Origin of the sequence: Streptomyces sp. NPDC051976 (assembly GCF_040680795.1) — a bacterium.
In the GTDB taxonomy this organism is placed as follows: Bacteria; Actinomycetota; Actinomycetes; order Streptomycetales; family Streptomycetaceae; genus Actinacidiphila.
This window is the reverse complement of sequence record NZ_JBFAXL010000052.1, coordinates 1-21563: the sequence shown is the minus strand read 5'-3', so window position 1 is coordinate 21563 and position 21563 is coordinate 1. Positions and strand designations below refer to the sequence as shown.

The window sequence follows — 21563 nt, the reverse complement described above, 5'->3', positions numbered from 1 at the left end:
ATGAATTCCCTTCGCCGGGCCGGGTCAGGAGTTCAGCGACGGGAACGCGAGCGTGACCTTGGCGTCCGTGCAGTGGGAGTTGGCCTGGGCGGCGATGTGCAGCATGTCCTTCTTTGTCTGCTCCAAGGTCTCGCCCTTCGCCTTCGTGGCCATCCACCCCTCGTACTGGGCGATGTCGTAGCCGAGGTAGCCGTCCTTCATGTGCGCCCGGCGCAGCGTCGCCGTGTCCTTCTCCCACTTGTCGACGGCCTTCTTGTCGCCGGTGGGCAGCTTCTGTGCCTCGTCGATGATCTGCTGGGCCAGCGTGCAGTCGGCCTTCGAGGCCTGGCTGGGCAGGTTGCGCTCGTGCCACCAGTAACCGCCGGCGATGCCGACGCCGGTGAGAACCACGAGGGCGAGGGAGCCGATGACGATCGTCAGACGGTGACGTGGGCGTGCGGAAACGGACATGGTGGCCTCCGGGAACTCGATCCGATGCTTTTCGTCCGACGGTTTGCGTCCTGCTTTTTTGCGGACTTTCGCCGTTCGGTATGGATGGAATTCTCGAAGACCGGGCGCCTCTGCACATCGGATCGTGAACTGATCCGAGCATCGCGGGTCTGCGACCCGAGTGGGAGGTGGGGACTACGACCGTGGGCTGACAAGCCCCGAGTCGTAGGCGAAGATGACGGCCTGCACCCGGTCCCGCAGGTCCAGTTTGGTGAGGACCTTCCCGATGTGGGTCTTCACGGTGGCCTCCGCGATGAACAGGGCGGCCGCGATCTCGCCGTTGGACAGGCCCTCGGCGACCAGGCTGAGCACCTCCCGCTCGCGCAGGGTCAGTTGCTCCAGTCGCTCGTCGGTGCGGTCCGTGGGCGCGAGCTTTCCCGCGAACCGGTCCAGCAACTGGCGGGTGACGCGCGGCGACACGACGGACTCGCCGTCCGACACCACCCGGATCGCCGTCACGACCTCCTCCGGCGGGGTGTTCTTCAGCAGGAAGCCGCTCGCCCCGGCCTGCAGTGCGGCGAAGGCGTCCTCGTCAGTGTCGAAGGTGGTGAGCACCAAAACCCTCGGAGAACCATGGAGTTTGCTGAGCTGCCGGGTGGCCTCGACACCGTCCATGACGGGCATGCGGATGTCCATGATGACGACGTCCGCCCTGGTGTGGGCCAGCAGCGCGAGGGCGTCGGCGCCGTTCTCGGCCTCGCCGACGACTTCGATATCGTCCTGCGGGGCCAGCACCATCGCGAACCCCGCCCGGATCAGCGGCTGGTCGTCCACGACGACGACCCGTATCGGCCCGTCGCGCCCGTCCGTGTCCGTCGTACCGTCCGTCATGCCGTCTCTCGTCCCCTCGCTCATCCCGCCGTCCTCACCGAAGCCTCCTTGACGGGGATCGCCGCGTCGACTTGCCATCCCGCGCCCAGCCGCGGCCCGGCGGCGAACGTGCCGCCGGACACCTCCACCCGTTCGCGCATCCCCACCAGCCCGTTCCCGCCGCTGCGCCCCTCGGTCACGGCCCGCGAGCCGGTGAGCCTACCCGCCCCGTCGTCGACCACGCCGATCCGTATGACGTCCTTCTCGAACTGCAGGGCGATGGAGACCCGGGCGCCGGGCCCGGCGTGCCGCAGCACGTTGGTCAGACTCTCCTGGACGATCCGCAGCACTGTCAGCTCGTCAGCCGTGGACAGCCCGCCCCGCTCGCCCTCCACGACCAGATCCACCTCCAGGCCCGCCGCCCGGGCCCGCTCGGCGACCGTCTCCAGATCGTCCAGCGACACCCGGCGCCGGGCGGCTTTCGTGTCCGCCGCGTCGTCCTGCCCGACCGGGGACCGCCCAGTGCGCAGCACCTTCACGATCCGGTGCATGTCTTCCAGCGCGTCCCGGCCGGTGTCGCCGATGGCCCTCAGCGCCGAAGTCGCCTTCTCCGGGTCGGACTTGAGGACGTAACCGGCCCCGTCGGCCTGCAGGATCATCACGGCCAGACTGTGGGCCACCACATCGTGCAACTCTCGTGCGATCTCGGCCCGTTCCTCGGCGGCGGCGAGCTGTACCAGGTGCTCGCGCTCCCGCTCGGCGGTGGCGGCCCGCTCCTCCAGGCTGGCGACGTACAGCCGGCGCGTGCGCAGCACCATGGCCGTCAGCCACAGGGCCGAGAAGACACCGCCGTAAAGGGCCAGGCCGGCCGGGTCCGCGTAGTGGTCCTGCGTGTCGGGCAGACCGAACCCGGACTCCAGCACCACACCGAACAGCAGGATCGCCCCCGACGCCCAGATCTGCCAGGTCCGCCGGGCGTGGGTGACCACCGAGACCATCGCGATGAGCAGCGCCGCGTCGTAGGCCGCGGCGCCGGACGCCAGCGGGTCGTCCGGGTACTCGGCCAGCACGTACTGCACCAGCGCCAGCCCGCCGACCACCGTCATCATGGTCATCGGCCACCGTCGGCGGAACACCACGGCCAATGCCATCGACCAGCCGATGGTCTGGTCGTAGGACATGTTGTAGCTGTGGGCCAGGCGGACCACCAGCACCGCGAGGGCGATGTCGTACGCCGTGTGGACCCACGGCAAGGCCAGTATCCGGCGCACCATGCGCCACAGGCTACGGCACCGGTCCCGGGTTCGACGTAATTCGATGGCTTGGAGTACCTGGGTCTGCCCTGCGTGGACATGGGTGGGACCGCCTGGAGGGCGTTTCTCTGGGCGGTGGTATTCCTGCTGGTCAGCGGGGTGTGGGCTGGAGGCTAAGCTCCGGTTGGAATGGGTGACCTCTCAAGTCGCCCTGCCGAACCGGAGCTTCGATGTGCCGTCAGTCCGCCAGCGTCTGCCTGATCAAGTCGCCCTCCTCCCTACGGGCCATCTCGCAGTCGAACGCCCCATTGGCAACCGCGCTATTCGCACATCTGGGTTCGGCGAACCCACAGAATTAGGGCATCAGCGGGCGGACCAGGGGAAGATGCCGGCGATATGCATTCCTGCCAAGTGGAGGGTCGCGGTCTTCTCGTAGCGGGTGGCGATGCCTCGCAGTGCTTCAGGCGAAGGACAACCGCGGCGGTTCACCGCCCGCCGGTCAGGGTCGGGGCGCGTCTTCCTGGGCTCCGGAAGCGTCCACATCACAGGCCATGCACTCCACGGCACGAGCGCTGGCAGGGTTGTCATCAGGGCAGGAATGTCAAAACCCGACACCAGACCGGCGACATAACCCCGGGAGAGCCAGCCCCGAAGAGCGGCAGACGGTTCACGAGCCATCCGGCCCGGCGTCCTACGGCACGCTACGAGCGGCCAACCCGACCGCGTTCCGCTACCCCCATACAAGTCGGCGGTTCAGTGTGGGCATCTCGCTGAGTTCACTGCCGGCTCCCGGCCTGGGACGAGCCATAGGGGTTGGTGTGCACGTGCGCGCGCATCCCTTGCAGGCCGAACAGGACGAGAAGCTCCACTACGCGGCTGTCGGCGCTGCCCAGCCAGTGGGGCGAGGACGTGTCGAACTCGGCTGCCTCACCGGGCGGCAGTATCAGGTCACGCTCCCCGATCACGAGTCGCAGGCGTCCGTTGAGCACGTAGAGCCATTCGAAGCCTTCGTGGGTCTGCGGGGTCGGTTCGAGAGGTTCCGGCCGGGCGGGGATGATCATCTTGAACGCGTGCACACCGCCCGGTCGCCGGGACAGGGGCACGAAGGTCATGCCGAACCGGCTGATCGGCTTGAGGTGGATCCGGGGGTCGCCGGTGCGCGGGGCGCCGACGAGGTCGTCCAGCGGAACGTCGTAGATACGGGCCAGTGGCAGCAGCAGTTCCAGGCTCGGCCGGCGCTGCCCACTCTCCAGCCGGGACAAGGTGCTCTCCGACACGCCGGTCGTCGACGCGAGGTCGGCGAGGGTGATGCCGCGGTCACGACGCAGCGCACGAAGCCGTGGTCCCACCGCGTCGAGCACGTCGTCGTCCGTCGGGTGATCCATGAGACCCATCTTGCCATTACTGCAAGGTTTCGTGTCAGGTCGTGGTGCGCCTGGCAAGACTGAGCGCCTACCGACACAAGGAGTCTTGATGAGCACCACCGATGCGGTCGCCTTCTGGGACCGCGTCTACGCGGCCCGGTCGGCAGCCGGCAGCCGGCAACCCGCAGCCCAATGCTCGCCTCACCGAGACGGTAACGGGCCTGCCGCCCGGTGACGCGTTGGACCTCGGATGCGGCCACGGCGGCGACGCACTGTGGCTCGCCCGCCAGGGGTGGCAGGTCACAGCCGCCGACATCTCGGCCGTGGCGGTCGAGCGACTCGCCGCCCTCGCCCGCTCACACGGCCTGGGCGACCGCGTCACCGCGGTGCGGCACGACTTGCACACGTCCTTCCCGTCCAGCGGATTCGACCTGATCTGTGCCCACTACCTGCACACCCCCTTCGACCTGGACCGGGCGACCGTACTGCGCTCGGCCGCGCACGCACTGCACCCGGGCGGGCGGCTGCTGGTCGTCGACCACGGCTCGGCCGCGCCGTGGTCGTGGAACCAGGACCCCGATACCCGGTACCCGAGCCCGCAGGAGGTCGCCGCTGGTATCGATCTGGCCCCAGAGACATGGACGGTCGAGCGGGCCGACGCACCCCGGCGGACCGCGACCGGACCAGACGGGCGCACTGCCGAGGTCACCGACCATGTCCTCCTCATCCGCCGCACCACCTGACCCGGTGGCCGGCACCCGCCTCGACAAAGGAAGCGAGACCCCAGTGCCCAACACCACAACACGCCGCAACCGCCGCCGCGACACCCCGCCGCCCCGGACCGGAGGCAACGAGACCGAGATCCTGCGCGGATTCCTCGACTACCTCCGGACCTCGCTCGCCGCGAAGGTGGACGGCGCCCCCGAGCCGCAGGTGCGCACAGCCACGGTGCCGTCGGGCACGAACCTGCTCGGCCTGCTCAACCACCTGACGTTCGTCGAGCGTTCGATGTTCCTCGGGGACGACGTCACCGACTGGCAGGCGACATTCCAAGCCGCACCGGCGGACAGCGCGGCAGATGTCGTCACCCGCTACCGAGACGCGGTCAAGCACGCGAACGACGTTCTCGACCGGTGCACCGATCTCGGCGCACCGGTCCCCCGACCACGGCCGGACCGCCCCGCTCCCAGCATCCGCTGGGCACTCACACACATGATCGAGGAGACCGGCCGGCACGCGGGCCACGCCGACATCCTCCGCGAACTCATCGACGGCACGACCGGCCGCTGACCCACCCTCTCCAGGACGGAAGCACATGATCACAGAACTACGGCCGCCACGCCGCTCCCTGCGTTCCGTGCACACGGCGGCAACCGTGATGCTCACCCTCCTGCTCACGATCGCCGCCACAGCCTGTTCCACCGCCGCCTCCACGTCGGCAGCCTGTGCTGATGTTCCCGCCTACGCCGCCGCCACCCAGGACGATCCCCGGTTCCAAGAGACCTTCCGGCACAAGTTCGCCGACGTCGACGGCGTCCGTATGCACTACGTGAAGGGCGGCAGCGGCACACCGGTCGTGCTGATACACGGTTGGCCACAGACCTGGTTCGGCTGGTGGCCGATCATGCCGGAACTCGCCAAGCGCCACACCGTCTACGCCGTCGACCTTCCCGGACTGGGCGACAGCACCGGCTCACCCACCGGCTACGACAAAGCCACGCTGGCGCGGTACGTTCACAAGCTGATTGCCACTCGGCTCGGGGTGCGTGATGCCCGTGTCATCGGGCACGATTTCGGTGCCGCAGTGGCATTCCAGTACGCCAGCCAATTCCCCGACGACACCGCACGCCTCGGCTACCTCGACCTGCCGCTTCCGGGGCCCGCGATCGATGCACGCACCTACCGCTCGCTGAGTTGGCACATCGCCTTTCAATCCCAGCGACGAGTCCCCGAGGCGGTCGTGCATGATGATGTCCGCGAGTACCTGGCACTGTTCTATCCCCAGGTCTCGTTCGGTGGAACGGCGTTCGGTGGCACCTCCGACCGGTCCCCGTTCACCGGCGCCGAGATCGACGAGTACGCACGAACTTACAGTCGGCCCAACGTCCTGTCGGGCGGCTTCGAGCTCTACCGCGCCCTCGACAAAGACGTCCGGGACACCGTGGCAACAGCACCGGTGCGTGTCCCGACCCTGCTCATGACCGCCCAAGGGCAACTCGAAGCGATCCAGCGCACAGTCGCCCCGCGCATGACCAACATCGTGCGGGCGGTGGACGTGCCGAAAGCCGGGCACTGGCTCGTCGAGGAAAACCCTCGGTTCGTCACCGCCGAGCTGTTGCGTTTCCTCGACGGATGACCACGTTACCAAAGCGGCACCGTTCGGCATGGGCGGCAGTACCCACTCTGCCGGGGACCGTACAGACCCCCGAATTGCGTGATCGCTGACCTTCCCGGTCTTGCGGTTGATGCCCACCTCTCGGCAGGGGCCGAGTTGCTCATTCCCTGGGCCATGAGCTGAAGGTATTGGCCACGCTTCTCTGCGAGCGGAGCAGGTCCACGCGATTTACATGTCCGGCGCGGCTTGGTCATTGCAACACCCCTCACGGCCGGGCGGGTCAGTCGGTGCCGACCGCGCGCAGGCCGGGCTGGGGGAGGCGGCCGCCTTGGTGGTGGGGGGCGGTGGAGTGGCGGACGACGAGTTCGGGTTCGTGGAGGAGTTCTTTGGGGGTGGGGTTGGTGCCGTTGATCTGGTTGGCGAGGAGGGTGACGGCGGCGCGGGACATGGCTTCGATGGGTTGGCGGAGTGTGGTCAGGGGCGGGTCGGTGTAGTTCATGAAGGCGGAGTCGTCGTAGCCGACGACGGACAGGTCGTGGGGGACGGTGAGTCCTTGGCGGCGGGCGGCGCGGATGGCGCCGAGTGCGAGGACGTCGCTGCCGCAGATGAGTGCAGTGATGCCAGTGGTCAGGAGTTCGGTGGCGACGGCCTGGCCGCCTTCGAAGGAGAAGAGGGCGTTGCCGATGGGGTGCGCGGCCTTACCCGCCGCCGAGCGTGCGGCCAGCGTGGTGAAGGCGGCGGCCTTACGACGCGACGGCGTGTGGTCGGCGGGGCCGACCATCAGGCCGATACGGGTGTGGCCGAGCGACGACAGATGCGCGTACGCCTGCTGCACCGCCGCCACATCATCCGTCGACACCTGCGGAAAACCGAGCGTCCGGACCGTTCTGCGGTCCAGCCGGTCCTGGTACCGTTCGGCGGGCCGGTACGCGCCGCGGTGCGCGGGGACCGGCCGGTCGAGCGGCCGGGCTGGGGACCTGTCGGGCTGGGGCTCCGTCTGGATCGCCGCGTAGTCGACCGCGGCGTTGAGCAGGACGACGGGCACACCCCGTCGCAGGAGCGCGCCGTACTCCTCGGCGCTCAGGCCGCCGCAGAAGATGACGCCGGAGACCTGCTGGTCCAGCAGCATCGTCACGTACTCGGCCTCGGTCAGCCCGCCCGCGGTGCGGGTGCAGAGCACGGGGGTGAAGCCGAGCTGGACCAAGGCGCCCCCGGCGACCTCCGCGAGCGCGGGGAAGATCGGGTTCTGCAGCTCGGGCAGTACCAGACCCACCAACCGGGCCCGTACACCCCGCAGTTGGGTCGGCCGCTCGTAGCCAAGCACGTCCAGCGCGGTCAGCACCGCCTGCCGGGTGCTGTCAGAGACGCCCGGCTTGCCGTTCAGCACCCGGCTCACCGTCGCCTCGCTGACGCCCACCCGCTTGGCCACTTCGGCAAGTCTCCGAGTCATGAAGCTGTCTGCTTTCTCCGTGGGGCCGGGTCGAGTTGTTCTGGTGAGCCGGTCAGCGCTGCCGCAGCCATACGGTTGTGTCGTTCGGCAGTTCTCCTGTGCCCGGGTCGAATCCCGGGTCGCTGGCGAGGACGAATTCTGCGTCTGCGGGCAGGGGCGCGGCCCCACCGGAGAGGTTGGCCAGGCAGAAGAAGCCGTCGCCGCGGGCGAAGCCCAGGACGCCGGGAGCGTTTCCGGGCAGCCAGCGGAAGTCCGCGCCGCGCAGCCCCCGCTCGCGGCGGCGCAGTCCCAGGGCGGTGCGGTAGAAGGTCAGCATCGAGCCGGGCCTGCCGTCCTGCGCCTGTGCGGTGTACGCGGCCCACAGCTTCGGCTGCGGCAGCCACGGCGGCGCGGTGGCGCCCTCGGGGCTGAAGCCGAACGGCGGCCGCTCGCCCGACCAGGGCAGCGGCACCCGGCAGCCGTCACGGCCGATGTCGGTGCCGCCGGTGCGGTGGAAGATCGGGTCCTGGCGCAGCTCGTCGGGGATGTCCTCGACCTCCCAAAGCCCCAGCTCCTCGCCCTGGTAGAGGTAGCAGCCGCCGGGCAGCGCCAGGTCGAGCAGCAGCGCGGCCCGCGCCCTGCGGGTGCCCAGCTCCAGGTCGGTGGGCACCTGGTGCTGGCGCAGCGCGAGACCGAAGGAGGTGTCGGAGCGGCCGTAGCGGGTGACGTGCCGGGTGACGTCGTGGTTGGACAGTACCCAGCTCGCCGGGGCGCCGACCGAGGAGTGCGCGGCCTGCGTCGCGTCGATGACCCGGCGCAGATCGGCCGCGTCCCAGGGGCAGTTGAGGTAGTCGAAGTTGAAGGCGCTGTGCATCTCGTCTGGCCGCAGATAGTGCGCGAACCGTACCGGGTCGGCGAGCCACACCTCGCCGATCAGCGCGCGCGGCTGCTCGTAGCCGTCGGCGAGCGCCCGCCAGGCGCGGTAGATGTCGTGCACGTCGTCGCGGTCGATGTACGGGTGCGGTACCGGCGGCGCGTCCGGGTCGAAGTCCGGCAGCGCCGGGTCCTTGGCGGGCATGGTCGCGGAGTCGATGCGGACGCCGTCCGCCCCGCGGTCGAACCAGAACCGCAGCACGCTCTCGTGCTCCTCGCGGACCTTGGAGTTGTTCCAGTTCAGGTCGGGCTGCTCCGGCGCGAACAGGTGCAGATACCACTCGCCGGGCGTGCCGTCCGGGTTGACCGTACGGGTCCAGGCCGGGCCGCCGAAGACGGACTGCCAGTCGTTGGGCGGCAGTTCACCGTCCTCGCCGCGGCCGGGCAAGAACCAGAACAGGTCGCGGGCCTCGGCGCCGGGGCCCGCGGCGACCGCCTCCTGGAACCAGGCGTGCTGGTCCGAGACATGGTTCGGCACCACATCGACGACGATCTTCAGGCCGAGCGCGTGGGCCTCGGCGATCAGCGCCTCGGCCTGCTCCAGCGTGCCGAAGGCGGGGTCGATGCGCCGGTAGTCGGCGACGTCGTATCCGGCGTCGGCCTGCGGCGAGGCATACCAGGGGCTGAACCACAGGGCGTCCACGCCGAGTTCGGCCAGATACGGCAGGCGCGCGCGGACACCGGTCAGGTCGCCGATCCCGTCGCCGTCGCCGTCGGCGAAGGAGCGTGGGTAGACCTGGTAGATGACGGCCTCACGCCACCACTCGGCGTGCCCGGCGGGCTCGGTGCGCGCGGCGGACGCGGTGCGTATGGAGGACGGCTCGGCTGCGACGGGCTGATCGGCCACGGGGGCGGGCTCCTTTGAGCGAAGGGGGCGAGTATGCGGATAAAGGGGGCAGAATGACGGGGAGATGGGCAGGGCGTGCCGCTGCCGCGGCAGTCGGCGGCGGCTGGGGACGTCCGGGTCAGCCCTTGAGCGCTCCCGCGGACAGGCCGCCGAGGATGTGCCGCTGGAAGAAGAGGAACAGCACGATCATCGGTACCGCCGCGATGGACAGGCCGGCGATCATCTCGGTCGGTGGCACCTGGGTGGTGGAGGTGGACAACCGGTGCAGCGCGACGGACAGCGTCTGTTTGTCCGGGTCCTGGAGCACCAGCAGCGGCCACAGGAAGTCTTTCCACATCCCGACGACCGCGAAGATCGAGATCACCGCGAGCACCGGACGTGACAGCGGCAGCACCACCCGCAGCAGCGTCTGCAGCCGGGACGCCCCGTCGATGCTGGCGGCGTCGAGGAATTCCTGCGGTATCTGGTCGAAGAAGCGCCGCAGCACGTAAATGTTGAAGGCGTTGGCCGCGCCCGGCAGCCACAGCGCCCAGGGCGTGTTGAGCAGGTTCAGGTGCAGCAGCGGCAGGTCGGAAACGGTCAGATACGCGGGCACCAGCAGCGCGGCGGCCGGCAGCATCAGGCTGGCGAGCATCCCGGCGAAGATCACCTTGCCGAAGGCGGGCCGCAGTTTGGACAGCGCGTAGGCGGCGCACACGTCCACCGCGATCTGGATCAGCCAGCCACCGGACGCGTACCAGACGGTGTTGAGGAAGAAGTGCGCGATGTCCATCTGCGTCCACGCGTCCTTGTACGCGGTGACGTGCACGGACTTCGGCAGCAGCGTCGGGGTCTGCGCGGCGAATTCGCGCGGGGTCTCCAGCGCCGAACTCGCCATCCAGTACAGAGGGAAGAGGAACGCCGCCGCGAACAGCACGGTGGTGAGGGTCAGCACCGTGAAGTACGCGGCGCGGTAGCGCGGCCTGGCCAGCTCCTGGTCGGAGATCAGGCTGCGGGGCGCCGCGGATTTGGAGTCAGTGGTCATGGTCTCAGTCCGATTCGCGGGTGAGCCGCAGATACAGCGCGGAGAAGACGCCGAGCACGGCGAACAGCAGCACGCTCATCGACGCTGCGAGCCCGAAGTCGTTGTTGACGGCGAAGGCGTAGCGGTAGATCAGCGTCATCACGGTGATGGTCGACGGGTCGGTGAAACCGGTCAGCTGGAACGGCTCGATGAAGGCCTGCATCGTCGAGACGATCTGGAGCAGCAGCAGGACCAGCATGATGAACCGCATCTGCGGCAGGGTCACGTACCGCAGCCGGGCCCAGATGCCGGCGCCGTCCAGCTCCGCGGCCTCGAACAGCTCGCCGGGGATGGCCTGGAGCGCCGCCAGGTACATCAGTGTCGCGCCGCCCATGTTGGACCAGGTCGACACCAGCACCAGCGAGATCATCGCGGTGTGCGGTGACTGGATCCACTGCGAGGTGGGCAGGTGCGCGCCGCGCAGTGCGGTGTTGAACAGGCCGTCGCCGGGGTCGTAGAAGAACTGCCAGAGCATCACGCTGACGATCGGTGGCAGCATCACCGGCAGGTACACCGCGATGCGGAAGTACGCCTTGAAGTGCCGCAGTTCATTGAGCAGCACCGCGATCACGAACGGCACCGCGTAGCCGAGCAACAGCGCGAGCCCGGTGAATTCGGCGGTGTTCTTCCACGCCGTCCAGAACAGCGGGTCGGCGAAGAGGTGGTGGTAGTTGGCCAGGCCCACCCACTGCGGGTCGGTGATCAGGTTGTCCTGCTGGAAGCTGAGGATCACGCCCCGGACCAGCGGGTACCACGAGAACACCGCGAAGCAGACGATGCCGGCCGCCATGAAGGCGTACGCCAGGGCGTTGTCGGCGATCCGGCGGCGCAGCCGGGCGTGCCGCGCGGTGCGTGTCCCGGCGCGGTCGCGTGGCGGCGCTGCGGGGGAGCCGGGGCGGCGGGGGGCCAGGGAGGTGGCCATGGGATCTCCTTGTTCGGCGCCCGCGGGCCGCGCCGGTCGTCAGGGTTCGGCGGGCCCGCGGGCATCCAGGGGTCGGGTCCGGGCGGGCGGCGCTACTGGGCCGCGAGCAGGGAGTCGACCTGCTGGGAGGCGTTCGACAGCAGGGAGCCGATGTCGGCGTTCTTGTCGGTGAGCACCTTGGCCATGGCAGTGTCCAGCACGGCGTAGATCTGCTGGGCCTTCGGCGGCTCGAGCACCAGGGGTATCCCTGTGATGGTCTGCTGGAACGGCGCGTAGTTGGCGACCGGCACATTGGCGTACTTGGCGTCGGCGGCGGTCTTGGTCTGCGCGGCGGCGCCGGTCCAGATGTTCGGCTCGGGCAGGCCGACCGGCTGCTTGGCCTCGGACGCGCGCTGCGAGCCGAGGGTGATGCGGTCGGGGTTCTCGTACTTGAAGGTCACCCAGGCCATGGCGGCCTTGATCTGGTCGGGGGTGTCCTTGGGGTTGAACATGAACCCGCCGCCGCCGGCCAGTGTGCCCTTGCCGCCGGGGATCGGGCCGAGCCCGTAGTCCTTCGGGTCTCCCTTGTACTGGGCGGCGATGGTGGGGATGTTGTCCGAGGTCGCGAGGTACATACCGAGCTTGCCCGAGCCCATCATCTGCAGCAGGTCGGCCCATTCGAGCAGCTGGCGCTGGCCCATCGAGTCGTCGGTCCAGCGCATGTCGTGCAGTTGCTGGAGGACCGCCTTGCCGGTGGCGTTGTCGAAGTCGGCCTTCCAGGTGCCGTCGGACCGCTGCTTGGCGACGGTGCCGCCGCGCGAGTACATCTCGGCGGTGAAGTGCCAGCCGCCGGTGTTGGACTTGCTGTAGTCGCCGTAGCCGACGGTGCCCTTGCCGAGCGCGGCGATCTTCTTGGCGTCCGCGCGGACCTCGTCCCAGGTCGTCGGCGGCTTGTCCGGGTCGAGCCCGGCCTGCTTGAACAGCGCGCGGTTGTAGACGAGGCCCATCGAGTAGTTGCCCTCGGGCAGGCCGTAGGTGTGTCCATTGGCGTCCTGGAACACCTTGCGCAGCTGCGGCTTGACCTGGTTCACGGCCGGGAACTGCGACAGGTACGGCGTGATGTCGGCGGCCTGGTGCTTGGCTATCAGCCCCGCCGGATCGGTGTAGTAGACGTAGAAGGCGTTCTCGAGCTGGCCGCCCGCCAGCTTGGTGGAGAAGGTCTGCGGGTCCATCTGGCCCTCGTGCGGCACCACCTTGATCTTCGGGTGGAGCTTCTCGAAGGCGGCGACGTCCTCCAGGAAGATCTTCCGGTTCACGGGGTCGGTCTTGGCAGGCATGTCGTTCACCGTGATGGTGACGGTGCCGTCGGCGGATTTCGAAGAGCTGGAGGAGCCGCCGCAGGCGCTCACCACAAGGGTGAGTCCGGCGGCCGTGGCGACGGCGAGGGCTGTGCGGGCTCTGCTGCCCGCCGGGAAACCGGTCATGAATCGTCCCTGGTCATGAGGGTGATGGAGGGGGCGGCCGCTCCCCGAGGTGACGCACAAGCTACGTCGACCTCACCAGGCGCGCAATGGAGAAACACATTTACGCAAAAACGATACGGTCTTGTCGTCATGGAACGCAATGAGCGCAAACTCAATGCATAAAATCCACGGCCGAGTGCGGTTATAGTGCGCTCATGGTACGCAAACTCGTGCAGGTGGCCCAGAAGGTCGGGGTCAGCGAGGCGACGGTGAGCCGGGTGCTGAATGGCAAGCCGGGCGTCTCTGACAGCACGCGGCAGGCGGTGCTGACGGCCCTGGACGTGCTGGGCTACGAGCGGCCGACCCAACTGCGGGGTGTACGGGCCCGGTTGGTGGGTCTGGTGCTGCCCGAGCTGCAGAATCCGATCTTCCCCGCGCTCGCGGAGGTCGCCGGCGGCGCGCTGGTGCAGCTCGGCTTCACGCCCGTGCTGTGCACCAGGTCGGCCGGCGGGCTGACCGAGGCCGAGTACGTGACGATGCTGCTCGACCAGCAGGTCTCCGGCGTCATCTTCTGCGGCGGCCTCACCGAGGACGAGAGCGCGACGCTGAAGGAACGCGGCGTGCCGGTGGTGATGCTCAACGCCGCCGTCGACCACGGCGGTCTTCCGCAGGTGTCGACGGATGATGTGGCGGCGGTGCAGCAGGCGTACGCGCATCTGTCGTCGCTCGGCCACACCCGTATCGGCCTGATGGTCGGCCCCGCCGACCACACGCCCTCCCACCGCAAGGCCGCCGCCTTCACCACGCTGGCCGCACGCTCGGCGGCGGGTAAGGCCGCGCATCCGATCGGCCACGCGATCTTCTCCTTCGAAGGCGGCCAGGCCGTCGCCACCGAACTCCTGACCACCGGCATCACCGCACTCATCTGCGGCAGCGACGTCCTCGCCCTCGGCGCCATCCGCGCCGCCCGCCGCCAAGGACTCACCGTCCCCCACGACCTGTCCGTCGTCGGCTACGACGACTCCGCCTTCATGAACTACACCGACCCACCCCTGACCACACTCCGCCAACCCATCGAAGCCATGTCCCGCGCCGCCGTCACCCTCCTCGCCAACCAGATCAACGGCACCAACCCCACCCCCAAAGAACTCCTCCACGAACCCGAACTGGTGGTACGGCTGTCGACGGCCCCGGCTTCGGCACGGTAGTAGGGGTCCGGAAAACGGGGGGCGGGGCGCCCCCGGGCCCCGGAATCCCGAGCAAGAAACCGACGGAAAAGCTTCACCGTATTCACCTGCGGCTGCCGCATACCCGCCCCGGCGGCGTCATCTGCACAGGTCAACACCGTGCCGGGGGCGGCAGGCGAATTTCGTACGGGGAAGGCCGCATTCCGTGGGATCGCCCTCGCTCATTGCACCGGGGTTAACGCGGGGCTACGGTGCGGCTCACTCAGCACCCCCCTTCTTGCTGCGGAGCCCATTCATGCCCGACACATCCCGGGGCACACGTCTGCCCAGAACCGCGCCTGCCGCGATAGTCGCGCTGCTCGCCCTGCTGGCCGCCCTCGTCAGCTGGACCGCGCTGCGCGCCTCGGCGTCCACCGGCACTGTCTACGAAGCGGAGTCGGCCGCCCTGTCCGGCGGCGCCGTGACCGCCTCCGACCACACCGGATTCACCGGCAGCGGTTTCGTCGGCGGTTACACCGACGGCAACAAGGGCGCGGCCGCGACCACCTTCTCCGTGACAGCGGCGAACGCCGGCGGTTATGTCTCCACCCTGCGCTACGCCAACGGCACCACCGCCGCGCAGACCCTCTCGGTGTACGTCAACGGTGCCAAGGTCACCCAGGTGTCGCTGCCCGCGACCGCGGACTGGAACACCTGGGGCACCTTCGCCACCCCCGTCACCCTGGCCTCAGGACACGACACCGTCGCGTACCGCTTCGACAGCGGCGACAGCGGCAACGTCAATCTCGACAACATCACCCTCGCCGGTGTCCCGGCCCCGGCCGATGGGCAGTACGAGGCCGAGTCGGCGGCGCTGTCCGGCGGGACCGTGGTCGCCTCCGACCACACCGGCTTCACGGGCAGCGGTTTCGTCGGCGGTTACACCGACGGCAACAAGGGCGCCGCCGCGACCACCTTCTCCGTGACGGCCGCGAGCGCCGGCAGCGCGCCGGTCGCCCTGCGCTACGCCAACGGCACCGGGTCAACCCGCACCCTGTCGGTCTACGTCAACGACACCAAGGCCGTCACGACGTCGCTGCCCGCGACCGCCGACTGGAACACCTGGGCCTCCGTCACCGAGAGCCTGACGCTGAAGTCCGGCGCCAACACCGTCGCGTACCGCTTCGACAGCTCCGATAACGGCAACGTCAACATCGACAGCATCACCGTCGGCACCACGACCACCACCCCGCCGACGACACCTCCCACCACGCCCCCGGCCGGTGACGGCCAGACGTACGACGCGGCCACCGCGTTCTTCACCGGCGGCCCCTCGGTCGGCACCTCGATCTCCGGCTACGCCGGCAGCGGCTATCTGACCGGCTTCACCGCCCAGGGCGCCCAGACGCAGATCGACACCGCCGTCCCGTCGACGGGTACGTACTCCGTCTCCGTCGCGTACGCCAATTCCAGCGGCTCCGCCCAGACCCTCTCGCTCTACCTCAACGGCATCAAGAACTCCCAGGTCAGCCTGCCCGCGGGCAGCGGCTGGCTGACCGTCGCCAAGTCCGTCACGCTGCGCTCCGGCGTCAATCTGGTCGGCCTCCAGCACGACTCCGGCGACACAGGCAATGTCGCCGTGGACGGTGTCTCGGTCGACGGCGGCACCGCGCTCGCCACCCAGGGCGCGACGCTCCCGTACACCGAATACCGCGCCGCCGACGCCGCCACCAACGGCAGTGTGCTGCCGGTCAGCCGCGCGTACCCCTCGCTCAGCGCCGAGGCCACGGGGCGCAGCGCCGTGCAGCTCACCGGCACCGGGAGGTACGTCCAGATCACCCTGACCAAGCCCGCCAACTCCGTGGTCGTGCGCTACTCCATCCCCGACACCGCCGACGGATCGCCCGTCACCGCGCCGCTCGCCCTGTACTCCGGCAGCACCAAGGTCACCGACCTGACGCTGACCAACAAGTACGCCTGGCTGTACGGCGCCGGCTACTACGACACCAACAACCCCGGTGACGGCACCGGCCACCACTTCTACGACGACGTCCGCTACAAGAACTCCACCACCTGGCCCGCCGGAACCGTCCTGAAGTTCCAGAAGGACAGCACCGCGGGCGGCACCTTCACGATCGACACCGTCGACACCGAACTGGTCGACGCGGCCGACGCGATGCCCGCCGGTTATGTCTCGGCGGCGACGTACGGCGTGAACCCCGGCGGCGACGTCACCTCGGTGCTCAACAGCGCGCTCAGCCAGCTCTCCGGCACCGGCCAGGGCCTGTGGCTGCCGGCCGGCACGTACAACATCTCCGGCCGCGTCAGCCTCAGCAATGTCTCGCTGCGCGGCGCCGGCCAGTGGTACACCACCCTCCAGTCCACCGCCGAGAACGGCGCCGGCGGTCTGTACGCGACCGGCGGGCGCAACCAGATCGCCGACCTGTCGATCTTCGGCGACCACACCTTCCGCAACAACGACCAGGGCGCGCCCGCCATCGAGGGCGCCTTCACCTCCGGCTCGCTGATCCTCAATGTGTGGATGGAGCACGCCAAGGTCGGCCTGTGGGCGGTACCCGGCACCGGCCTCGACGTCTCCGGCGTCCGCGCCCGCGACATCTATGCCGACGGCATCCACGTGCACGGCGGCTCGTCCGGTACCCGTGTCGAGCAGTCCAACGTCCGCAACACCGGTGACGACAACATCGCCCTGGACACCGAGGACGGCAACGTCACCAGCTGCACCGTCTCCCACAACACCGCGCAGTCGCCGATCCAGGCGGGCGGCATCGGCGTCTACGGCGGCGGCGACAACGTCGTGGAGAACAACGCCGTCAGCGACACCGTCGCCTTCGGCTCCGGCATCAACGTCAGCACTGCCTTCGGCTCCAACTTCACCGGTCCCACCACCGTCCGCGACAACGTCCTGACCCGCGCCGGCTCCCACAACTACAACTGGAACTCCGACATCGGCGCCCTGTGGATCTTCGCCGACGCCAAGGGCGACATCACCCAGCCGGTCATCGTCACGGGCAACACCATTCAGGACAGCTCCTACCAGGCCGTCCTGCTCTCCTATGCCCACCAGATCAGCAATCTGACCCTCGACCACGACACCATCACCGGCGCCGGCACCTTCGGCTTCGACATCAACAACGTCACCGGCAGCATGACAGTCAGCAACACCACCGTCAGCGGCACGGGCTCCGCCGCCCTGAACAACCCCGGTACCTACACAATCATCCGAGGCCCGGGCAACTCCGGCTTCTGACCCGCTCCCGCGGGAACCCCTAGCAAGAGGCCCGGCCGCGCGCAACACCCCGCGGCCGGGCCTCTACGTACCGGCCGCCGGAAAGCCGTACCCCTTCGCACCGGGCCGCCAACTCGTGCTGACGGGGGCCACGCACCTGCCCACGGCTGCTGATGCGCCGCGATGCAACACGCATCGTCCTCGACGCGATCCGCCACGCCCAAGAGCACATACCTCGCCGTTTCACCTGTGTGGGGCCGGGTTCTGGGCCGTAGCGCAAAAGTGCCCTCCTGAGCTGCGACGATGAACCTTGTCAAGGGGTTCTGTCGGTCCAGGCGGAGTCACTTTCTGCGTGCAGGGTATCGGTTTCGTCCCAAGCTCCATGTCTCCGCCGACGGTTCGGAGGTGGTCGGTCACGCCGGGGCACGGCTGGTGGCCGATCTTGCCGGTGCCACTGGGCTGACCAGCGCGTTTTCCACCGCCCTCAGGTCCCTTCGGCCACGCGGCACTGGTCATGGCCCGGGCCGGATCGCTATCGCCTCGCGGTCATGCTGGCTGATGGGGCGGTGGCGATCCGGGCCAGCGGCAAACCCGCACCCAACAAGCCGAAGGAGCTGACGATCCGCACCGCAACCTGGCTGATCACCTCGCACCCGGACCGCCAGGAGGAGAGCGGCATGCTCAAGCTTAAGAAGCTGCTGGCCCGCTGCCCCGAACTGGACGCCGTCGCCGCCTGCGTCCGCTCCTTCGCCGCGATGATGACCGAACGCCGCGGTAACGACCTCGCCGGTTGGCTCACCAGCGCTGAGAACACCGGCCTCAAGCCGCTGTGCAGCCTGGCCCGCGGCCTGCGCCAGGACTTCGACGCCGTCACCGCCGGACTCACCCTGGACTGGATACGGCTTCGTCATCTTCCCATCGCTGCTCTCGCCGGAACTGCAGAAGGGGTGTCGTCAGCTTTGACAGAGCATCAGATGATCAAGAGGGAAATCCGCGCCCTGAACCTATGAATCCACGAGCGGAGGACCGGATCGGCCCGTCACGTGCGGGCCTGGTCGAGTATTTTCTTATTGATCATCTGACGCTCCATCAAAGTTGACAACGCCGCGAGATGATCTCGACCGGGTACCGGTGCCCCTTGTATGACGGCGGCACCAACGACATGGCCGACCCCTCCAGTATGATCAACCCGAAGATCATCCCACCCCGCCCAACCAACGTGACAACGCTCGCGGTCAAGCTGATTTGCGGAGCAAGAAGAACAGGCTCGGGCCGAAGTCGAGAGAGGCGAGGGAGGCCTGGAGAGTACGCTCCACGGCGAGCAGCGCGCGAGTAGGAAGAGCACGCTTAAGGCTGGGGCTACGGAGATTGGACACCGAGAGCTTGCGATCGACACGAAGGCCCACGGCCGCGAACTGTTCGACGACAGTGGCAGGATGATGGTTGACGAAGGGGATGCTGCCCTCCTCCCGCTTACTGGCAGAACGAATGTCGACGGAATTATGCGGGAGGCGCTGCCCCTTGGTGAGGTAGCGGACCTTGTTTACCGCGTGGGCAAGGTTGGCCACCTCGATGATGGCTGTGCCACCGGGCCGGAGAACGCGGGAGACCTCCTTAAGGGTCGGTTCTGGGTCAGGGAGGTGGTGCATGACCCGGATCATGGTCAGCAAGTCGACGTCGGAGTCGGGAAGACCCAGTTCGCCGACGCGCATGAGCCGCGGATGGATACGCGGATGGCCCTGCAGATGATGGCTGGCGGCGTCGAGCTGTTTCTGACTGGGGTCGAGCAGCGTGACCTTTTCGGCATACTGCTCCAGAAGCAGGCTGAGCCTGCCGAAGCCGCCGCCCACGTCGGCGGCGTGGGCGCAGGAGATATCCCCCAGCAGGCGTTTTAGCGCAATCGTCTCGGCGCCATGCTCATAGTCGCGGCCCTCCCAGTACTGGACGTAATCCTCGTCCGCAGCGTCGTACTGGTTGGCCTGCTCGGGGCTCTGGGGAAAGGCGCCGTCTTCGAAGGGGAGGGACATGATTCAGACCTCGTTTTCTCGGAGAATCGTGGGGGCGCCGCCTGCCGCATGCCGCCAGGCCTCAAGGCACACGTTGCGGACAGTGCCGAGCTCCACAACGGAGAGGTCCACACGGATCCAGCCAGGCCGCAGGCGGGCACTGACCGGCTTGCGGTGCGTGCCAGCGCGTGAAACGAGTCGCAGCCAATGACTCATGTGGACGCGAACAGTCACGTGAGTGCCCGGACCGTCGACCGTCACAAACGCCTTACGTCCCACGAGATACAAATGCATTCCCCAGCCGGGAACCTCGAACACCCCCGGTAGGGGCAGCATTACAGAACGTATCGATTCCTCGCTGACCATCGGCCCTCCTTTCTCGCCTCACTGTTCTCAGCACTTTCTCGCCGTTCGGTACGGATGAAATTCTCGAAGACCGGGCGGTTCGGCACATCGGATCGTGAACTGATCCGTGCGCCGCGGTTCTGCGACCGGGGTGGCAGGCGGGGACTACGACCGTGGTCTGACACGGCAGCTGTAGTTGCGGTCATGGCTGGTCTTGGAGTGTGGGTCGGCGCTGGTGGCAGGCTTGAGCCAGGGCCTGATGATGGTGACGCCAGACCATCCGGTGCAGGACGGGTTCCGTCTCCCGGACGGGTGGAGTGAGGACGAATGCCCTGAGCAGCCGGACGAGTTCGGGGCAGGTCAGCGGGACAAGCCGAACTGGACCTGCGAGCTGGCGGTGGTCGTGGCAGCGGCTGTGAGTGCGAGGACGGCGGCGATCAGGGAGAACAGTGACCAGCGCATCCAAGAGTTCCAGCAGGTCACCTGACCTTCGTCCAGACCGGTGAAAGTCCAGCCGAGCTGGACGATCTCCTCGATACGCCATCTGCTGCAGATCACCTCCACAAGCTGAGCGGGGCGACGTCATCAGGTGTCCAGCAGCGGAAGAACGAGAGCTCGCCGGTATAGCGGTGCCGGCGGCCGACCAGGACGCTCAGCCCGTCGCTGTGTCCGTCGGGAGTGTCGTCCGCGCGGAAGTTGAGCCAGGCCCAGTCGTACTCGCGGGTGCCTTTCGTGCCGTGTCCAGTCCGCATGCGCATCCACTGGTGGGGCAGCACCTTGTTGATCATCTGTCGGGCCTGCCACCAGCGGCCCGCTCCGTCGGGCGACTGCGTGTGTGTGGGTGATACCGACCGGGTAGCCGAGGCCGAACGATCTGACCGTCGTGCGCAGTTCGCAGCCGGAGTAGACCTCGTCGCCCGCAAACCAGCGTGCCCGCACTCCCAACTCGAGCGCGTGGGCGACCATGGCGGCGGTCTGCTGCGGCTTGGTGACGAACATATCTCCTCCGGGACACCCGTCGCGGCGTTCCTCGTCCGCGGCCCAGTCCTTCGGCAGATACAGGGCCCGGTCGATCACTACCCTGACTGTCTCGGTGACGGCGGCGAAGTGGACGGCTACCTGGCACAGGCCGACGCCCTTGAGCGCGCCGGAGCATTGGCGTCCGGCCCTGACGCAGCCGGTGGACTTCGCGTCCCCGGTCTCGTCCGTGACCAGCACAACCCCTGACCTGCGAGTTCAAACCACGACGAGGCGGGTGATCTCCTCCCTGGCCCGGTCGTTGGTCGAACGTCGCCCTCGACAGCAGGTGCTGCAGCTGGTGCGGGCCTGGATGCCCCAGCACCTGGCCCAGGGTCCAGCAGTTGCGTGCGTCCACCTCCGCTAACAGCCCGCTGATCATTTCCGCTGCACGCGGGGCTCAGGCCGCGCGAAGCAATCCGCGATCACGTCCATCGCCACACCGAACACCCGGCCCCAAGCTGCCTCGGCTATCGTGGCCTCCACGGCCACCGCTTCTTGAAACGTCGTCACAAACGTTCATGATCACGGTGGCCGTACCCGTCCCCTCTCCCGCCCCCCGGCAAGCAGCTGACCAGCGCAAGCACCGGAACTACAGCTGCCTGACAGTGAGAACGAAGGCCCGGAAAGCCGCTATGCGATGGCGTTCACCCTAGGGGTAGGAGGTCACGATCGAGGGGGTGGTGGAGGTCCCCGACGTACCCGGGCCGGTGTCGTTGATGACATGGGCGAATTGACCGTTACCACCGAGGGACACCACGAGCAGGTCGTGGAACTTGACCCCCGGAGTGGTGGGTGCCTCGAACCCGTGGTCCTGGATGATCGTCGGGTCCGCGGTGTAGTTGCAGTAGCTGCCCAGGCCCCAGCCCTCGTGCGAGGTGACGCTGTCGTC

18 protein-coding genes and 4 pseudogenes are annotated in these 21563 nt (G+C 68.2%); 7 read left to right on the top strand and 15 right to left on the bottom strand.

Features of this window, described 5'->3' with window-relative positions; all coding sequences use genetic code 11:
• Positions 1-24 precede the first annotated feature (24 nt).
• The 4 genes from AB0M29_RS35310 to AB0M29_RS35295 form a co-directional block, all read right to left on the bottom strand.
• Positions 25-450 carry a hypothetical protein gene (locus AB0M29_RS35310; protein WP_365390425.1) on the bottom strand — a complete coding sequence of 142 codons (426 nt, stop codon included), beginning with the start codon at positions 448-450 and terminating at the stop codon, positions 25-27.
• 174 nt (positions 451-624) lie between these two features.
• Complete coding sequence (locus AB0M29_RS35305; protein WP_365390498.1) at positions 625-1320, bottom strand: response regulator transcription factor; 696 nt, start codon at positions 1318-1320, stop codon at positions 625-627.
• 20 nt (positions 1321-1340) lie between these two features.
• Positions 1341-2573 (bottom strand): histidine kinase, encoded by a 1233-nt coding sequence (locus AB0M29_RS35300; protein WP_365390422.1) that lies wholly within the window; start codon positions 2571-2573, stop codon positions 1341-1343.
• Between the two features lie 755 nt (positions 2574-3328).
• Complete coding sequence (locus AB0M29_RS35295; protein ID WP_365390419.1) at positions 3329-3937, bottom strand: XRE family transcriptional regulator; 609 nt, start codon at positions 3935-3937, stop codon at positions 3329-3331.
• Positions 3938-4025: 88 nt separating this feature from the next.
• Between AB0M29_RS35295 and AB0M29_RS35290 the strand changes: the two are divergent.
• From AB0M29_RS35290 to AB0M29_RS35280, 3 genes and pseudogenes are all read left to right on the top strand, one after another.
• Positions 4026-4659 (top strand): annotated as a pseudogene (locus AB0M29_RS35290) (class I SAM-dependent methyltransferase).
• A 43-nt stretch (positions 4660-4702) separates the two neighbouring features.
• Entirely contained in the window at positions 4703-5206 is a 504-nt protein-coding gene (locus AB0M29_RS35285) for a DinB family protein (protein ID WP_365390417.1), read from the top strand.
• A gap of 88 nt (positions 5207-5294) precedes the next feature.
• Positions 5295-6272 (top strand): alpha/beta hydrolase, encoded by a 978-nt coding sequence (locus tag AB0M29_RS35280; RefSeq protein WP_365390497.1) that lies wholly within the window; start codon positions 5295-5297, stop codon positions 6270-6272.
• Positions 6273-6531: 259 nt separating this feature from the next.
• Here AB0M29_RS35280 and AB0M29_RS35275 read toward each other — a convergent pair whose 3' ends face one another.
• From AB0M29_RS35275 to AB0M29_RS35255, 5 genes are all read right to left on the bottom strand, one after another.
• Positions 6532-7701, bottom strand: a complete 1170-nt coding sequence (locus AB0M29_RS35275; RefSeq protein ID WP_365390416.1) for a LacI family DNA-binding transcriptional regulator — start codon at positions 7699-7701, stop codon at positions 6532-6534.
• A gap of 52 nt (positions 7702-7753) precedes the next feature.
• Positions 7754-9424: a glycoside hydrolase family 13 protein gene (locus AB0M29_RS35270; RefSeq protein ID WP_365390494.1), complete on the bottom strand. Its 1671-nt coding sequence runs from the start codon at positions 9422-9424 to the stop codon at positions 7754-7756.
• 154 nt (positions 9425-9578) lie between these two features.
• Positions 9579-10484, bottom strand: a complete 906-nt coding sequence (locus tag AB0M29_RS35265) for a carbohydrate ABC transporter permease (protein ID WP_365390414.1) — start codon at positions 10482-10484, stop codon at positions 9579-9581.
• Between the two features lie 4 nt (positions 10485-10488).
• Positions 10489-11445: a sugar ABC transporter permease gene (locus tag AB0M29_RS35260; protein WP_365390411.1), complete on the bottom strand. Its 957-nt coding sequence runs from the start codon at positions 11443-11445 to the stop codon at positions 10489-10491.
• A 92-nt stretch (positions 11446-11537) separates the two neighbouring features.
• Positions 11538-12908 (bottom strand): extracellular solute-binding protein, encoded by a 1371-nt coding sequence (locus AB0M29_RS35255; protein WP_365390409.1) that lies wholly within the window; start codon positions 12906-12908, stop codon positions 11538-11540.
• A gap of 194 nt (positions 12909-13102) precedes the next feature.
• On the opposite strand from AB0M29_RS35255, the gene AB0M29_RS35250 reads away from it, so the two are divergent.
• The 4 genes and pseudogenes from AB0M29_RS35250 to AB0M29_RS35235 all read left to right on the top strand — a co-directional run bounded on the left by AB0M29_RS35250 (position 13103) and on the right by AB0M29_RS35235 (position 18313).
• A complete protein-coding gene (locus tag AB0M29_RS35250) occupies positions 13103-14095 on the top strand; it encodes a LacI family DNA-binding transcriptional regulator (RefSeq protein WP_365390407.1) in 993 nt (330 codons plus the stop codon).
• Between the two features lie 274 nt (positions 14096-14369).
• Positions 14370-17324 carry a CBM35 domain-containing protein gene (locus AB0M29_RS35245; RefSeq protein ID WP_365390405.1) on the top strand — a complete coding sequence of 985 codons (2955 nt, stop codon included), beginning with the start codon at positions 14370-14372 and terminating at the stop codon, positions 17322-17324.
• A 327-nt stretch (positions 17325-17651) separates the two neighbouring features.
• Positions 17652-17878 (top strand): annotated as a pseudogene (locus tag AB0M29_RS35240) (IS1380 family transposase); the annotation flags it as partial.
• Positions 17852-18313, top strand: coding sequence for a hypothetical protein (locus AB0M29_RS35235; RefSeq protein ID WP_365390515.1), 462 nt, complete (start codon positions 17852-17854; stop codon positions 18311-18313). The pseudogene AB0M29_RS35240 and the gene AB0M29_RS35235, both read left to right, overlap by 27 nt.
• Positions 18314-18538: 225 nt before the next feature.
• Here the strand turns inward: AB0M29_RS35235 and AB0M29_RS35230 are convergent, their stop codons facing one another.
• The 6 genes and pseudogenes from AB0M29_RS35230 to AB0M29_RS35205 all read right to left on the bottom strand — a co-directional run.
• Positions 18539-19330: a class I SAM-dependent methyltransferase gene (locus AB0M29_RS35230; protein WP_365390402.1), complete on the bottom strand. Its 792-nt coding sequence runs from the start codon at positions 19328-19330 to the stop codon at positions 18539-18541.
• A gap of 3 nt (positions 19331-19333) precedes the next feature.
• Positions 19334-19675: a hypothetical protein gene (locus AB0M29_RS35225; protein ID WP_365390400.1), complete on the bottom strand. Its 342-nt coding sequence runs from the start codon at positions 19673-19675 to the stop codon at positions 19334-19336.
• 339 nt (positions 19676-20014) lie between these two features.
• A complete protein-coding gene (locus AB0M29_RS35220) occupies positions 20015-20212 on the bottom strand; it encodes a hypothetical protein (RefSeq protein WP_365390398.1) in 198 nt (65 codons plus the stop codon).
• Positions 20209-20442: a hypothetical protein gene (locus AB0M29_RS35215; protein WP_365390512.1), complete on the bottom strand. Its 234-nt coding sequence runs from the start codon at positions 20440-20442 to the stop codon at positions 20209-20211. Before AB0M29_RS35215 ends, AB0M29_RS35220 begins: the two co-directional genes overlap by 4 nt.
• Positions 20443-20455: 13 nt before the next feature.
• Positions 20456-20872: pseudogene (locus tag AB0M29_RS35210) on the bottom strand (transposase); the annotation flags it as partial.
• A 451-nt stretch (positions 20873-21323) separates the two neighbouring features.
• A pseudogene (locus AB0M29_RS35205) lies at positions 21324-21563 on the bottom strand (coagulation factor 5/8 type domain-containing protein); the annotation flags it as partial.

Coding starts and splice junctions, on each gene's coding strand:
- AB0M29_RS35215 (WP_365390512.1), bottom strand. CDS start 20,442: ATGATCAACAAGGTGCTGCCCCACCAGTGGATGCGCATGCGGACTGGA.
- AB0M29_RS35310 (WP_365390425.1), bottom strand. CDS start 450: ATGTCCGTTTCCGCACGCCCACGTCACCGTCTGACGATCGTCATCGGC.
- AB0M29_RS35230 (WP_365390402.1), bottom strand. CDS start 19,330: ATGTCCCTCCCCTTCGAAGACGGCGCCTTTCCCCAGAGCCCCGAGCAG.
- AB0M29_RS35255 (WP_365390409.1), bottom strand. CDS start 12,908: ATGACCGGTTTCCCGGCGGGCAGCAGAGCCCGCACAGCCCTCGCCGTC.
- AB0M29_RS35235 (WP_365390515.1), top strand. CDS start 17,852: ATGCTGGCTGATGGGGCGGTGGCGATCCGGGCCAGCGGCAAACCCGCA.
- AB0M29_RS35295 (WP_365390419.1), bottom strand. CDS start 3,937: ATGGATCACCCGACGGACGACGACGTGCTCGACGCGGTGGGACCACGG.
- AB0M29_RS35265 (WP_365390414.1), bottom strand. CDS start 10,484: ATGACCACTGACTCCAAATCCGCGGCGCCCCGCAGCCTGATCTCCGAC.
- AB0M29_RS35275 (WP_365390416.1), bottom strand. CDS start 7,701: ATGACTCGGAGACTTGCCGAAGTGGCCAAGCGGGTGGGCGTCAGCGAG.
- AB0M29_RS35260 (WP_365390411.1), bottom strand. CDS start 11,445: ATGGCCACCTCCCTGGCCCCCCGCCGCCCCGGCTCCCCCGCAGCGCCG.
- AB0M29_RS35280 (WP_365390497.1), top strand. CDS start 5,295: ATGCTCACCCTCCTGCTCACGATCGCCGCCACAGCCTGTTCCACCGCC.
- AB0M29_RS35245 (WP_365390405.1), top strand. CDS start 14,370: ATGCCCGACACATCCCGGGGCACACGTCTGCCCAGAACCGCGCCTGCC.
- AB0M29_RS35250 (WP_365390407.1), top strand. CDS start 13,103: ATGGTACGCAAACTCGTGCAGGTGGCCCAGAAGGTCGGGGTCAGCGAG.
- AB0M29_RS35305 (WP_365390498.1), bottom strand. CDS start 1,320: ATGACGGACGGTACGACGGACACGGACGGGCGCGACGGGCCGATACGG.
- AB0M29_RS35225 (WP_365390400.1), bottom strand. CDS start 19,675: ATGGTCAGCGAGGAATCGATACGTTCTGTAATGCTGCCCCTACCGGGG.
- AB0M29_RS35300 (WP_365390422.1), bottom strand. CDS start 2,573: ATGGTGCGCCGGATACTGGCCTTGCCGTGGGTCCACACGGCGTACGAC.